Raw genomic sequence first — 13,480 nt, 5'->3', positions numbered from 1 at the left:
TCGGTGCCGATGTAGTTGTGGTTGAGCATCCTGGCCTCTTCCTGAGCCAGAACAACAACCCGCCGCGCGCGGTCGGTGAACCTCTCGAACATCTCGTCGCTCCTCACAGAGCGGTTGGCCAGAGTCCGGAACGTCCGGAACTGTCCTTCCGCATGCTAGCCCGCCCCGAGGAGGCCGCCCGGTGCACTCCCACCAGGAGACGTTCCCCAGCTATGCGCTGTTCAGTCTCATCCAACTACCGCATCGGTGCGTCATGTTCCCGCTACGCCCCAAGCGAACGAGGGGCTTTCCGCAGGTCGGTCAAGGCGCGGGCCGAGAGTGCCGAATGAGGGTGGAGTTTCCACCCGCGCGCCCTGTGTACCTCACGCCGGACACGCCGAACCGCACAGGCGCTACGCCACAAGCGAACGGTGATCGACTCGCGGCGTGAACGGCGAACGGCCCGCCCCGCGAACGGAGACGGGCCGCGGGCGGTCCGGGCGGATCAGTTGGCCGCCTCGTACTGCTCGATCACGTGAGCCGGGATGCGGCCGCGCTCATTGACCTTGATGCCGTTGTTCTTGGCCCAGGCGCGGATCTCGGCGCTGCGCTCGCGGCTGGACGCACCGCGCTGCCGACGGCGGCGGTTGACCGTGCCCGCCTTACGGGACTTCTCGACGAACGGCTGCAGCGATTCCCGCAGCTTCGTCGCGTTGGCGCCACTGAGGTCGATCTCGTAGGAGGCGCCGTCGATCGAGAACGCTACGGTCTCGTCCGCCTCGCCACCGTCGAGGTCGTCGACGAGAAGCACTTGAACCTTCTGTGCCATGGGGACAGACCTTTCAGCTTGAGCAAACTCCAATCGAGTGCCAAAGATATACCTAGAACTTCGCAGATGACAATTCCAGCATCCGCGTGAACCGGCACTCGCACGAAGTCGCCTTCCGGCTCGTGACCGGCTGTAATCGGCCTCACCGTTTCGGGTGCGCACGACCCTCGGGCGGCGCCTGGATCCGGCCCGGCGTCCATGAATTTCCAAGTGCCGGCGTGGCGCCCGGGTTTTCAGGCGTGACCGGCGTCACGGCGTAGCGTGCTGACCTGCACTGGTGCACGCGCATTGGTCCGGGTTTGCAGGCGGCGCCGGGGAGCGCGGCGATTAACCTCCCGTATCGCCACTAACCGCGCCCGCGTCGTAATACGCGGCCGACCCCGGCGCTCGATCAACGCCCGGACCGGGGGATGTGGACGAATAACGGCGGGCACCCCGGCCGCGAAATCTGTTGCCGGGGGCGGACGCGAGAAGCCCGCGCCCTGCTCAGGACGTGGATGCGCCCGCCCCGAGCGCCGCCACGCGAAATCGGGAGATTTGGACACATTCCAACCGCGCGCTCCAGTTCTTCGGCACGGCGCCCGAACCCGGAGGGCCGTCGACCTCCGGCTGCGCTCCCGCCACCGGCATGCCGCACGAAAGGTCCGTTCCAAGTGCGGGAGCGCGCCATCCGGAGTAAGTCCACGGCGGTCAACAAGCGAGTCCGTTCCGGTCACAGCAACAGCTTCGGAGGGAACTGTCAAAGCGGAGGCGACGTCCGGGACGAGACACATCCCACCGGTTTCAGGACCGTAACCGGAACGAGCGGGCATATGCCGCCGGCACCTCGGACGTCCGGAAACAGCGACCATCTCGACGAAAACATGTATGGCACATGCGAGTGGACCTGGGCACGCGCCCGGCCGCGCACGCGAGTGCGCGGTATCGGACGGGTGTTATCGGACCCCGCGAGCACCTCCCGGTGCGGCGGAGAGGGCCTCAGAAGGCCGAGGATTCGGGCCGCGGGCGTTTTACCACGAGCGTCCCGGCGAGCCTGTCATGAACGGCCTGGCGGCGAACGCCCTCGAACATGGCCCCGGCGTTCACGACCCAGAAGATGCTCGCGAGCAGACCGAGAACGGGAATCGGACGCAGCCCGATCGGCACCGAATAGACGGCGGCCCGCAGAACGCAGTGCAGAACGTCCGGCCGCGTGGACGCGTCCACGACCTCAGTCTCCTCCGGGGCCGGGGCCTTCGCGGGCTCAGGGGCCGCCACGGGCACGAACCCCGGCACCGACACGGGGAAGGCCGACTCGTGGCCGAGCCCGGCGCTCTCGCCCGCTCCCCCAGTCCCCTGTGGCGCCGCTTCAGGCGCCTCCTGAGGCGTCGCCGCGACCACCTCGATGCCCGCGACGCGCTTGCCCAGCGTCCGGCCCCAGAGGGCGAGCTGGATCGCCTCGTACAGGAGCATGCATCCGGCCACGGCGGACGGAGCCATGACGTCCGCCGTGTGCCCGGACACCAGTTCGCGGACGACGAGGACGACGGGGACGCCGACGACGAGCGTGTCCACGACGCGCGCCAGGAGCCTCTGTCCCGGCTCGGCGAGCGATGCCGCCATCGTGGCCTTAGCCCGTGTACTCGGAGTACTCGGACTCGTCATATCCGGCACGCTCGTCAATGACGAGCGTGCCGGCGAAGCGATCGTGCAGCGACTGATGCAGAGGCTGGTCCCAGATCGCCCACAGGTAGGCCATCAGCGCGCCCGCCCAGACCAGCACCATCCCGTACGCGGCGTAGTCCCACACCATCACCGCCAAGACGAGGAAGAAGAAAACGCCGAGCTGGTAACCGACGTGGGTGATGCCGGCACGCCAGACAGCCTGGGTCGTGGTGATGGGGGTGCCCGCAGGCCGCGCCTGAACGACACCCAGGCCCAGAACGCGCTTCCCCAGCGTCCGGCCCCACATCGACAGCTGCACGGCCTCATAGATGAACGGCAGCACGGACAGGACGCAGAAGAGGGTGAAGATGATGGGCCAGTTCCAGACGCCGCCCTCGTCCTCCGTCTTGCTGCCGGGCTTGCCCAGACCGAACGCGCCGATCGTCACCGGCAGGACGAGAGCGAACCCGAAGACCGCGACGAGCGCGTTGTCGACGATTCGTGCGCCCGCCCTACGGTGGATCGGCGCCAGGGCCAAGTCACCGCCGTCGTCGTAGGAGGAGTTGTAGTCGTCGTAGGCGGGCTGCTGGTCCCACTGCTGCTGTTGCGGCTGCCATTGCTGCTGGGGCTGCTGGTCCCACTGCTGCTGGGACGACTGCTGCTGTGGTTGCTGCCACTGAGAACCTTGGTACGGAGGCGGCGGGCCGTAGGAACCCTGCCCCTGCTGGGGCTGGTAAGGCCGCCCGCGGTGGGGGGAATCGGGCATTTGAGTCAGTCCTCCAGGCGAAGCAACATCCGGGTGTTGCCCAACGTATTCGGCTTGACCCGGTCGAGGTCCAAGAACTCTGCCACGCCTTCGTCGTAGGAGCGGAGAAGTTCCTCGTACACCTCTGGCGCCACCGGAGTCCCAAGGATCTGCTCGAAGCCGTGGCGGGCGAAGAACTCCACCTCGAAGGTAAGGCAGAACACCCTTCGCACGCCGAGTTCACGCGCGTTCTCCAGGAGGCGGGTCACGATCCGGTGCCCGATCCCCCGTCCCCCGCATCCCTTGTCCACGGCGACCGAACGGACCTCCGCGAGGTCCTCCCACATGACGTGCAGGGCACCGCAGCCGATGACCGGCCCGGGCGTCCCGTGCTGGATGTCCTCGGCGACCCAGAACTCCTGGACGTCCTCGTACAGCTTGACGGTCGTCTTCTTGAGCAGGCGCCGCCCCGACCCGGCGTACAGGTCGACGAGCCTGCGGATCTCCTGGACGTCGGCGGTACGGGCACGCCGGATCACGACTTCCACAAACAAGCGAGATTATCGAACGCCGCGACCCGCCAGGCGACGCCCTCCTCGTTCTCTCGTTCACCGCGCCGCGCGACCTGCGAATTCGCAGGTTCTGGTTGGCATCCAATGCGGGGTCCGTTAGTGTCCATCGCTGACGTCGGCCCACCGCAGGACGGGGGCCGATCCCGCCGAGTCCCACGGGTCGCAACCAGCTGCCCGAGGAGCCGGGGACCCACTTTCGGAGCGTTTCGGGGATTCGCCCTGAGCGACGACCGTGAGGGGTGAATCCGCAGTCGCGGGCGATCGGTTCGCCCGCGGACGCGGACGGGCTGCTCCGGCCCCAACCCGTCAGCTAACCCGGTAGGCGGCTGAGGAGAGGAGTATTCGTGAAGCGATCGCGGCATGCTTCCCTTTCACGCTTCCGTGGGCGTGCGGCCTTCGTGGTCGGCGCGCTCGCCGTCGTTTCGGCCGCTCCGCACGCGATCGCCCCGCAGGCGATCGCCGTCGCGCACGCCGACCCCGAGCCCTCCGCCAAGGAGCTGAGGACCAAGGCGCTCAAGCTCGCCGACCAGCTGGAGCAGCTCACCGAGCAGTACAACGGGCTGAAGGTCAGGCTCGCGCAGTCGCAGCGCGCCGCCAAGGTCGCCACGGAGAACGCCAAGCGCCAGGAGAAGACGCTGGAGGCGCTCCGCCAGAAGGTCGGATCCCTCGCGGCGACGAGCTACATGCAGGGCGGCTCCGACCCAGCGGTGTCGTTCGTCGCCTCCCAGGACCCGCAGTCCATCCTCGACCAGGCGGCGACCCTTCACTACTTCGCCAAGCAGGACAGCACCCAGGTGCTCGGGCTGATGCAGGCCATGCAGTCCGCCCAGCGGGCCCGCAAGTCGGCCGAGACCCGCGCCAAGCAGGTCAAGGACCTGAAGACGCAGCTCGACTCGCAGCGGACGAAGATCACCGACGCCTACGAGAAGATCCGCGGCAAGCTCGTCGACAAGGACCCCACCCAGCTGGCCAAGCTCCCCGTCATCGGCACGGGCAAGGCCGCGCAGGCGCTCCGGTACGCGATGAGCAAGATCGGCCGCCCCTACGTGTGGGGCGCCGCCGGCCCGACCACGTTCGACTGCTCCGGCCTCACGATGTGGGCCTACAAGCAGGTCGGCATCAACCTGCCGCACTACACCGGCAGCCAGTGGAACGCCGGAACGCACGTGTCGCGCAGCGACCTGCAGCCGGGCGATCTCGTCTTCTTCTACTCCGACCTGCACCACATGGGGATCTACGTCGGCGGCGGCAAGATGCTGCACGCCCCGCACACCGGGGACGTCGTGAAGATCGCCTCCATGGACGGACGCCCCTTCGCCGGCGGCGTCCGGGTCGCCTAGGCACTGCGTCGCCGCGCCTGACGCGCGCTGCATCAAGCCGGTCGTCGGCGGTCTGGGGGCGGACAGCGCCGCCCTGGGCTGCTGGAATGCGCCGGTCAGCCCGCGGGGCAGTCGGCGGACGCGTCACGCTGACCGAGTTCGCCGTTCCATCCGTCACGCTGAGATGAGCTGACCCGGGCCCGTCGGAGAAGGCCGTCACGGGGCCGAGAGCACCGGAAAACGGGCGGGCCGGGTGGGCCTGTCAGGCCCGAACGCCGTCCGCGGCGACGCCTTCTGCAGGGACCTACCTGCCAGGGCGCGGGCGCCGCCGCTGCGGGGTCGGACGGAATTCGGATGAGCCGCCGTTTCTCCGGATGACGCTCGCCGTCCCCTGGCGAGCGTCGGGGGTGCATCGCTAGATGAGCTGCCTCCGGGCCGCCCACACCACGGCCTCGATAGGGGTGTTGACCTCCAGCCGGTCGCAGATCGTCCGCAGCCGGCGCCGCAAGGTCCGAGCGCTCAGTTCCAGCTTGCGTGCCGCCACATCGGCGGTGACACCGCTGGCGATCTGGGCGAGCAGCCGGATCTCTTCCTCGCTCAGCCCGAAATCGTCGGTGCCACGACGTGCGAGTGTGGCTGTTTCCACTCCGTCCTCCCTCGTCCGTGGTGATGACCGCGGGGATGCAGCCGTCCGCTGCACAGGCACGGGTTGGGCGCCTCGATCTGTACGCGCGTTGGGTTGCCGGGTCCGGACCCTTCCGGACTTAGATCATCGAGTTCCTTTTCTGTCTCGCGCGCTTGGCCGGAGGTGGCCGCATGGCCGATTGCGGGGGTGTACGGAGGAACTCCGGGTGACGATTCACTCGTTGGCCTGCCGAGGGAGACGGGATGTGATCGCCAGCCATCCGCCCGCCCCTTCTCGCCGAACCCACCGGTCCTCGTGGTGAACGAAGATCGTGAATCGTTTCAAGCTACGCTTCGGCTCGGAACGCTAGGCGGCCGGATCCGGCCCGTCAAGCGCCGGTCAAGAGCGCTGCGTGCCCGTTCGCTCACCATGTGTGACCGTGCATTCGGCGCCCCGCCATGCCAAACTCCACTACCTGGGAAAACGCCCATGGAGCGGGACGAGGAGCGAGTTGCCACAGACCAGTATTCGTGAGGTCGCGAGGCGTGCTGGAGTCTCAGTTGGGACCGTTTCGAATGTCCTAAACCGGCCAGATCTCGTGGCCGAAGCTACCCGTGACCGTGTCCGCGCGGCGATCGAGGAGCTCGGATTCGTGCGCAACGAGTCCGCGCGACGGCTCCGCACGGGCCCCGAGCGGACCGCGGGCGAGTTCGGCGACCAGCCGCGCCGGGCGTTCGGCGTCCTCGTCGAAGACCTCGCCAACCCGTACGCGACCGACGTCGCGCGGGGCGCCGAGGCCGCGCTCAACGCGGCGGGCCACGACGCCCTGTGGCTGTCCAGCGACCACTCCGCCGACAAGGAGCGCCGCCTGCTGGAACTGCTCGCCGACCAGCAGGCCGCCGGGGCCCTGGTCATCCCGGTCGGGATCGGCCCCCGCGACATCTCCCGGCTGCGCGCCGCGGGCATGAGCGTGGTGCTGATCGACCGGGACGCCTCCGACGTGTGCTCCGCCCGGGTCGACCATGTGGCGGGCGGCGAGGCCGCCGCCGCGTACCTGCTCGGCATCGGACGGGAGCGCATCGCGTTCGTGACCGGGACCCCCGAGCCGCAGCCCTGCGTCGAACGCCGCGACGGGGCCGCCCGCACGATCGTCGAGGCGGGCCTCGGCAAGCCCCCGGTCCTGGTCAAGGAGGCCCTGAGTCCCACGGAGGGGCAGGCCGCGGCACACGAGATCATGGCCATGTCGCCGGTGCCCGACGGCGTGTTCTGCGCCAACGACCTGCTCGCGATCGGCCTGATCAACGAGCTGACCCGACTCGGCGTCCGCGTCCCCGAGGACATCGCCGTGGTCGGCTACGACGACATCGAGCTCGCGGCGAGCGCCGCCGTGCCGCTCACCACCGTCCGCCAGCCGCGCCGCGAGCTCGGCTGGGAGGCCGCCGAGCTGGCGATGGCCGAGATCGGCGAGGGCAAGTCCCACCAGCACCGCCAGGTCGTCCAGCGGCCCGACCTGGTGATACGGGAAAGCGCTTAGCGTCCCGCGGCCGGCGCTGTTGACATCCCGTCTCAGATTCGGGTCCGCTTGAGGCATGGAGGACAGGACGGGCCAGGCGGTACGGGCCGGGGCGACCGCGGTACTCGGCTTCGATCCGGGCGACCCGGCGTTCCGCGCCGACCCGTACGCCCACTACCGGACGCTCGGAGCGGGCGGGCAGAGCCTGCACCGCACCGACGTCGGTCTGCGCGTCACCGCGTCCTACGAGCTGTGCGAGCGGGTCCTGCGCGACCCGCGGTTCGGGCACCGTCCGTCGGGAGGCGGCGTGTGGCGCGAGGTGCAGGGGCGGCACCGGTCGTTCCTGACCATGGATCCGCCCGACCACACGCGGCTGCGCCGGCTCGTCAGCAAGGCGTTCACGCCGCGCCTCGTGGAGCGGCTGCGGCCCCGGGTCGAGGAGCTCGTCGACGCGCTCCTGGAACCGGTCTCCGGCGAGGTCGACCTGATCGCGACGCTGGCCTACCCGCTGCCCGTCATCGTGATCAGCGAGATGCTCGGCGTGCCCGCCGAGGACCGCGACCTGTTCAAGGGCTGGTCGGACAGCCTCGCGCGCGGCTTGGACCCCGACTTCCTGCTTCCGGAGGCGGAGATCGCCCAGCGGGACGCGGCGCGCGACGAGTTCGCGGAGTACTTCCGGACGCTGGCCGCCAAGCGCCGGGCCGAGCCGCGCGACGACCTCCTGAGCGCCCTTGTGGGCGTCTCTGACGGCGGAGACGTCCTGTCGGAGCAGGAACTGCTGGCGACCTGCATCCTGCTCCTCGTCGCGGGCCATGAGACGACCGTGAACCTCATCGGGAACGGCGCGCTGGCGCTGCTCCGCGATCCCGCGCAGTTGCGGCTGTTTCGGGAGCGGCCGGGGAACGTCCAGGCGGCGGTGGAGGAGCTGCTGCGCTTCGACCCACCGGTGCAGCTGACCCTGCGGTCGGCGCTGGAGGACGTCGAACTGAACGGCACGCTCATCGAGCGCGGGAAGCTCGTCCTTCTACTGACGGGCGCCGCCAACCGCGACCCGGCGTTCTTCGACGACCCCGACCGGCTGGACCTGCTTCGCTACTCCGAGGGACGCGAGACGCCGAAGCACCTGTCGTTCGGGCACGGCGTCCACTTCTGCCTCGGAGCGCCGCTGGCCCGGCTGGAGGGCCGCGTCGCGCTCGGCAAGCTGTTCGAGCGCGACGTGGCCCTCGCCGCCGGCGACCTCGTCTACCGCGACAACCTCGTGTTGCGGGGGTTGCGCGAGCTTCCGGTCGTCATTCGGGCTTGACCAGCGGGAACAGGATCGTGTCGCGGATCCCCTTGCCGGTGAACGCCATGATCATGCGGTCGATGCCGGCGCCCATCCCGCCCGTCGGGGGCATCGCGTACTCCAGGGCGCGCAGGAAGTCCTCGTCCAGCTGCATGGCCTCGGGGTCGCCGCCCGCGGCGAGCAGCGACTGCTCGGTGAGGCGGCGGCGCTGCTCGATCGGGTCGACCAGCTCGGAGTAGGCGGTGCCGAGTTCCGTGCCGAACCCGATGAGGTCCCACTTCTCGGTGAGCAGCGGCTCCTCGCGGTGCTGGCGGGTCAGCGGGGACGTCTCGACCGGGTAGTCCATGACGAACGTGGGCTGGACGAGGGTGTGCTCGACCAGCTCCTCGAAGATCTCCTGGACGATCTTGCCCTGCCCCCACTTCGGGTCCCACGAGATGTCGCGGGCGTCCGCGAGCTTGCGCACGGACTCGATCGGCGTGTGCGGCGTGACCTCCTCGCCGAGCGCCTCCGACACCGCGCCGTACAGGGTGATCCGCGGCCACTCCGGGAGACCGAGGTCGACCTCGACGCCGTCGTGGACGACCACGGTGGTGTCGAGGGCGGCGACGACCGCCTTCTTGTACATCCGCTGGGTCAGGTCGGCCATGTCGTTGTAGTCGAGGTAGGTCCCGTAGGCCTCGATCATCGTGAACTCGGGGTTGTGCGTGGAGTCCGCGCCCTCGTTGCGGAAGTTGCGGTTGATCTCGAAGACCTTCTCGATGCCGCCGACGACGAGCCGCTTGAGGTACAGCTCGATCGCGATGCGCAGGTAGAGGTCCATGTCGTAGGCGTTGATGTGCGTCTTGAACGGGCGCGCCGCGGCCCCGCCGTGGATCGGCTGGAGCATGGGCGTCTCGACTTCGAGGTAGCCCTCCTCGTGCCAGAAGTCGCGGACCGCGCGGACCGTCGCGCTGCGCACCCGCGCCATCCGCCGCGCCTCGTCGTTGACGATCAGGTCGACGTAGCGCTGCCGGACCCGCGCCTCCGGGTCGGTCAGGCCGGCGTGCTTCTCCGGCAGCGGCCGCAGGCACTTGGACGTGATCGCGAACCGGTCCGCCATGATCGACAGCTCGCCGCGGCGGGAGGTGATGATCTCGCCCTCGACGCCGACGTGGTCGCCGAGGTCAACCTCGCGCTTCCAGAAGTCGAGCTGCTCCTGCCCGACCTTGGCCAGCGACAGCATGACCTGGATGTCGCCGCCGGCGTCCCGGATGGTGGCGAAGCACAGCTTCCCGGTGTTGCGGATCAGCATGACGCGACCGGTGACGCCGGCCTTCTCGCCCGTCTCGGTGCCCGGCTCAAGGCCGCCGTGTTTCGCGCGGATCTCGGCGGTCGTCGCCGTCCGCGGAAAGGTCACCGGGTAGGGGTCGATCCCGCTCTCGCGGAGCCGGTCGAGCTTCTCCCGGCGCACGCGCATCTGCTCCGGGAGCTCGTCGAAGGTCTCGTCACTCACATCGCAAGGCTATCCAGCCCGTCCGGTGCGGGGCGAACGACTTCGCCGCGATCGCCCGGCGCGTCACGGAGTGTTGCGCTCGTAGATGAGCCGCAGGCCGATGAGGGTGAGCCACGGCTCGAACTCGTCGATGCTGCGGGACTCCTCCAGGACGAGCGGGGCGAGGCCGCCGGTGGCGATGACCGTGACCTCGTCCGGGTCCTCGGCGAGTTCCTCCGACATGCGCTCGACGATGCCGTCCACCTGGCCGGCGAAGCCGAAGATGATCCCGGACTGCAGCGCCTCGACGGTGTTCTTGGCGATCACGTTGCGCGGCCGGACCAGCTCGATCTTGTGGAGCTGCGCGCCGCGCGAGGACAGCGCGTCGATCGAGATCTCGATGCCGGGGGCGATCGCGCCGCCCACGTACTCGCCCCTGGCCGAGACCGCGTCGAAGGTGGTGGCGGTGCCGAAGTCGACCACGATCGCGGGCCCGCCGTGGGTGTGGACGGCGGCGAGCGCGTTCACGATGCGGTCGGCGCCGACCTCCTTCGGGTTGTCCATCCGCACGGGGACGCCGGTCTTGACGCCCGGCTCCACGATCACCGCGGACACGTCGCCGTAGTAGCGGCGGCACATCTCCCGCATCTCGTGCAGGACGGACGGGACCGTGGAGCACAGCGCGATGCCGCTGATGTCGGTCTCGGCCAGCAGCGGGCTCTGCTGGACGAGCCCTTGCAGGACCACCGCTATCTCGTCGGCGGTGCGCCGCGGATCGGTGTTGATCCTCCAGTGCTCGATCACCTCGTCGCCTTCGAAGAGACCGAGAACGGTCTGGGTGTTACCGACGTCGATGGTCAGCAGCATCAGGTCCCCGCTGTTCAGGTGAAGTCAAGGCCGATGTCGAACACGTGCGCCGAGTGCGTCAGCGCGCCGACCGCAAGGTAGTCCACCCCGGTCACGGCGACGTCTCGGGCCCGCTCCAGGGTAAGGCCACCGCTGGCCTCGAGTTCCGCCCGCCCTGCCACGAGCCGGACCGCCTCGGTCATCTCGGCGTCGGTCATGTTATCGAGCAGGATGCTGGTGGCTCCCACGGCCAGCGCCTCCTCGACCTGCGCGAGGGTGTCGCACTCCACCTGGACGTGCAGGGACGGGTAAACGGCGCGGATCGCCTCGTACGCCTTGGTGACGCCGCCGGCCGCCGCGATGTGGTTGTCCTTGATGAGAGCGGCGTCATGCAGGCCCATCCGGTGGTTGACGCCGCCACCGCAGTGCACGGCGTACTTCTGCAGGGCGCGCAGGCCGGGGAGGGTCTTACGGGTGTCACGGACCTTCGCCTTGGTGCCCTCCATGGCGTCCATCCATCCGCGGGTGGCGGTCGCGATTCCGGACAGGTGCGTGAGGAGGTTCAGGGCCGTCCTCTCCGCCCTCAGGATCGCCCTGGTGGAGCCGCTGACCGTGATGAGGACCTGCCCCGGGACGACCCGGTCACCGTCCTCGACCTTCGCCTCGTAGTCGACGTCCAGCGTCTCGAAGACGACGCACGCCACGGGGACGCCCGCGACGACACCCTCCTCGCGCGCCTTCAACTCCCCGCTCGCGGTGTCCTGCGGCGCGAAGATCGGGGTGCTGGTGACGTCGGTCTCCCCGTCCTCGGCCAGCGCCGTCCGGACAAGGTTTTCCACAGCCTGTGGATCCAGCCCGGCACTGGTCAGCCTCTGCGAGAGTTCCGGTGTCATGAGCGCTTCCCTTCCAGAGATTCGTAGGTGGTCGTCAGGACGTTCCCCGCCAGCCGGGTGACGAGGCGGCCGCGCCACGTCCCGTCCGCGCGCTCGGGGAAGTCCTCCCGCCAGTGGCTCCCGCGCGTCTCCTCCCGCCGCCGCGCCGCCGCCACGATCGCGGACGCGACGGTGTACAGGTTGGTGGCCTCCCAGGCCTCCACCCCGGGCTCCGCGTCCCCGCGCCCGAGTTCCGCCAGTTCCCGCACCGCGGTCTCCAGCCCCTCGGCCCGCCGCAGCACGCCCACATAGGAGGTCATGATCCGCTGTACTTCCGCCCGCGCCTCAGGCGCCAGCAACCCGGCATCCCCGGCCCCCAGCAGCACCGACGCAACCTCAGGTCCGGGCAGGCCGCCGGTGGGCTCTGCCGAGGCGTTGGGTTCTGGCAGGGCATTCGTGGGTTCGGGCGGGCGGCCCGGCAGAGCGGGCAGGTCGTCTGTGGGGGCGGTTGCGGGCTGGAGGTCGGTGGGGAGGGCTTCGGCGATTCTGGCGGCGAAGACCAGGCCTTCCAGGAGGGAGTTGGAGGCGAGGCGGTTCGCGCCGTGGACGCCCGTGCAGGCGACTTCGCCGCAGGCGTACAAGCCGGGGACTGACGTGCGGCCGTGCAGGTCCGTGCGGACGCCTCCGCTGGCGTGGTGGGCGGCAGGCACGATGGGGATGGGCTCGGTCACCGGGTCGATGCCGTGGTGGCGGCACGCGGCCAGGATGGTCGGGAACCGGGTCTCCCACATCGCCGCGCCGAAGTGGCGGCCGTCGAGCAGCATGTGGGAGGCGCCGGTCTCCCGCATCCGGTTGATGATCCCCTTGGTGACGACGTCGCGGGGGGCCAGCTCGGCGAGCTCGTGGCGCCCGGTCATGAAGCGCACGCCGGCGTGGTCCACCAGGTGCGCGCCCTCGCCGCGGACGGCCTCGGAGATCAGCGGCTGCTGCCCCGTCGCGCCCTCGCCGAGCCACAGCACGGTCGGGTGGAACTGGACGAACTCCAGGTCGGTGACCTCGGCCCCGGCGCGCAGCGCCAGCGCGACGCCGTCGCCCGTCGAGACCTCGGGGTTGGTCGTGGCGGAGAACACCTGGCCGAGCCCGCCGGTGGCGAGCACGACGGCGCGGGCGCGGACGGCGCCGACGCCGCCCGGCTGCCCCTCGCCCATGACGTGCAGGGTGACGCCCGCGGCGCGCCCCGCGGCGTCCTTCAGCAGATCGAGGACCAGCGCGTGCTCGATCACCTCGACGTCCGAGTCCTTGAGCTCGGCCAGGAGGGCGCGGCTGATCTCGGCGCCGGTGGCGTCCCCGCCCGCGTGCGCGATGCGGCGCCGGTGGTGGCCGCCCTCGCGGGTGAGCGCGATGCCGCCGCCGGAGCGGTCGAAGGCCGTGCCGAGGTCGATCAGGGCGCGGACGGCGTCGGGTCCCTCGGTGACGAGCGCCCGGACGGCGTCCTCGTCGCAGACGCCGACGCCCGCGGTGAGGGTGTCGGCGAGGTGCTCCTCGGGGGTGTCGTCGGGCGCGAGCGCGGCGGCGATGCCGCCCTGCGCCCACCGGGTCGACCCGGCGTCCAGAAGGGCCTTGGTGACGAGCAGCACCCGGCCGTGGGGGCGGCAGCGCAGCGCGGCGACCAGGCCGGCGATGCCGGACCCGATGACGACGACGTCGGCGTCGGTGGTCCAGCCGGGCGCGGGGGCGTGCAGAACGGAAGGGATCACGAGCCCTCCTCCGGGATCGG

The 13,480-nt window shown here is 70.0% G+C and carries 12 protein-coding genes and 1 riboswitch; of the genes, 3 read left to right on the top strand and 9 right to left on the bottom strand.

What is annotated here, in order from left to right:
* Window positions 1-484 precede the first annotated feature (484 nt).
* The 4 genes from AB0C84_RS05430 to AB0C84_RS05415 all read right to left on the bottom strand — a co-directional run bounded on the left by AB0C84_RS05430 (window position 485) and on the right by AB0C84_RS05415 (window position 3,751).
* Window positions 485-808, bottom strand: coding sequence for an Lsr2 family protein (locus AB0C84_RS05430; RefSeq protein ID WP_089316904.1), 324 nt, complete (start codon window positions 806-808; stop codon window positions 485-487).
* Window positions 809-1,786: 978 nt separating this feature from the next.
* On the bottom strand, window positions 1,787-2,410 hold the full coding sequence (locus AB0C84_RS05425; RefSeq protein ID WP_361061351.1) for an RDD family protein: 624 nt from the start codon (window positions 2,408-2,410) through the stop codon (window positions 1,787-1,789).
* A gap of 7 nt (window positions 2,411-2,417) precedes the next feature.
* Window positions 2,418-3,218, bottom strand: coding sequence for an RDD family protein (locus AB0C84_RS05420; RefSeq protein WP_361061349.1), 801 nt, complete (start codon window positions 3,216-3,218; stop codon window positions 2,418-2,420).
* A gap of 5 nt (window positions 3,219-3,223) precedes the next feature.
* Window positions 3,224-3,751 (bottom strand): amino-acid N-acetyltransferase, encoded by a 528-nt coding sequence (locus AB0C84_RS05415; RefSeq protein ID WP_179849597.1) that lies wholly within the window; start codon window positions 3,749-3,751, stop codon window positions 3,224-3,226.
* Between the two features lie 152 nt (window positions 3,752-3,903).
* Window positions 3,904-4,110: riboswitch (cyclic di-AMP (ydaO/yuaA leader) on the top strand.
* A gap of 3 nt (window positions 4,111-4,113) precedes the next feature.
* Here AB0C84_RS05415 and AB0C84_RS05410 point away from each other — a divergent pair.
* Entirely contained in the window at window positions 4,114-5,109 is a 996-nt protein-coding gene (locus AB0C84_RS05410) for an NlpC/P60 family protein (RefSeq protein WP_361061347.1), read from the top strand.
* 394 nt (window positions 5,110-5,503) lie between these two features.
* On the opposite strand, the gene AB0C84_RS05405 is transcribed toward AB0C84_RS05410, so the two are convergent.
* Window positions 5,504-5,734, bottom strand: coding sequence for a LuxR C-terminal-related transcriptional regulator (locus tag AB0C84_RS05405; protein ID WP_021591725.1), 231 nt, complete (start codon window positions 5,732-5,734; stop codon window positions 5,504-5,506).
* Between the two features lie 391 nt (window positions 5,735-6,125).
* On the opposite strand from AB0C84_RS05405, the gene AB0C84_RS05400 reads away from it, so the two are divergent.
* Both AB0C84_RS05400 and AB0C84_RS05395 read left to right on the top strand, forming a co-directional pair.
* Window positions 6,126-7,247 carry a LacI family DNA-binding transcriptional regulator gene (locus AB0C84_RS05400; RefSeq protein ID WP_361061345.1) on the top strand — a complete coding sequence of 374 codons (1,122 nt, stop codon included), beginning with the start codon at window positions 6,126-6,128 and terminating at the stop codon, window positions 7,245-7,247.
* A gap of 55 nt (window positions 7,248-7,302) precedes the next feature.
* Window positions 7,303-8,529 (top strand): cytochrome P450, encoded by a 1,227-nt coding sequence (locus tag AB0C84_RS05395; RefSeq protein WP_361061344.1) that lies wholly within the window; start codon window positions 7,303-7,305, stop codon window positions 8,527-8,529.
* Here AB0C84_RS05395 and lysX read toward each other — a convergent pair.
* From lysX to AB0C84_RS05375, 4 genes are all read right to left on the bottom strand, one after another.
* Entirely contained in the window at window positions 8,516-9,970 is a 1,455-nt protein-coding gene (gene lysX / locus AB0C84_RS05390) for a bifunctional lysylphosphatidylglycerol synthetase/lysine--tRNA ligase LysX (protein ID WP_218906786.1), read from the bottom strand. The two genes, AB0C84_RS05395 and lysX, sit on opposite strands and share 14 nt — an antisense overlap.
* Before the next feature lie 99 nt (window positions 9,971-10,069).
* Window positions 10,070-10,852 (bottom strand): type III pantothenate kinase, encoded by a 783-nt coding sequence (locus tag AB0C84_RS05385; protein ID WP_258945551.1) that lies wholly within the window; start codon window positions 10,850-10,852, stop codon window positions 10,070-10,072.
* 14 nt (window positions 10,853-10,866) lie between these two features.
* Entirely contained in the window at window positions 10,867-11,670 is an 804-nt protein-coding gene (gene nadC, locus AB0C84_RS05380) for a carboxylating nicotinate-nucleotide diphosphorylase (RefSeq protein ID WP_361061341.1), read from the bottom strand.
* A 50-nt stretch (window positions 11,671-11,720) separates the two neighbouring features.
* On the bottom strand, window positions 11,721-13,460 hold the full coding sequence (locus AB0C84_RS05375; protein ID WP_361061339.1) for an L-aspartate oxidase: 1,740 nt from the start codon (window positions 13,458-13,460) through the stop codon (window positions 11,721-11,723).
* Window positions 13,461-13,480: the final 20 nt, after the last annotated feature.

Source organism: Actinomadura sp. NPDC048955, from assembly GCF_040649435.1.
Lineage (GTDB): Bacteria > Actinomycetota > Actinomycetes > Streptosporangiales > Streptosporangiaceae > Spirillospora > Spirillospora luteofluorescens.
Note: the sequence above shows the minus strand (reverse complement) of the source record. Positions and strands in the feature narration are given on the sequence as shown.

Excerpts from the sequence above, each read along its gene's own strand:
- AB0C84_RS05430 (WP_089316904.1), bottom strand. The coding sequence starts at position 808 with ATGGCACAGAAGGTTCAAGTGCTTCTCGTCGACGACCTCGACGGTGGC.
- AB0C84_RS05425 (WP_361061351.1), bottom strand. The coding sequence starts at position 2,410 with ATGGCGGCATCGCTCGCCGAGCCGGGACAGAGGCTCCTGGCGCGCGTC.
- AB0C84_RS05420 (WP_361061349.1), bottom strand. The coding sequence starts at position 3,218 with ATGCCCGATTCCCCCCACCGCGGGCGGCCTTACCAGCCCCAGCAGGGG.
- AB0C84_RS05395 (WP_361061344.1), top strand. The coding sequence starts at position 7,303 with ATGGAGGACAGGACGGGCCAGGCGGTACGGGCCGGGGCGACCGCGGTA.
- lysX (WP_218906786.1), bottom strand. The coding sequence starts at position 9,970 with ATGCGCGTGCGCCGGGAGAAGCTCGACCGGCTCCGCGAGAGCGGGATC.
- AB0C84_RS05385 (WP_258945551.1), bottom strand. The coding sequence starts at position 10,852 with ATGCTGCTGACCATCGACGTCGGTAACACCCAGACCGTTCTCGGTCTC.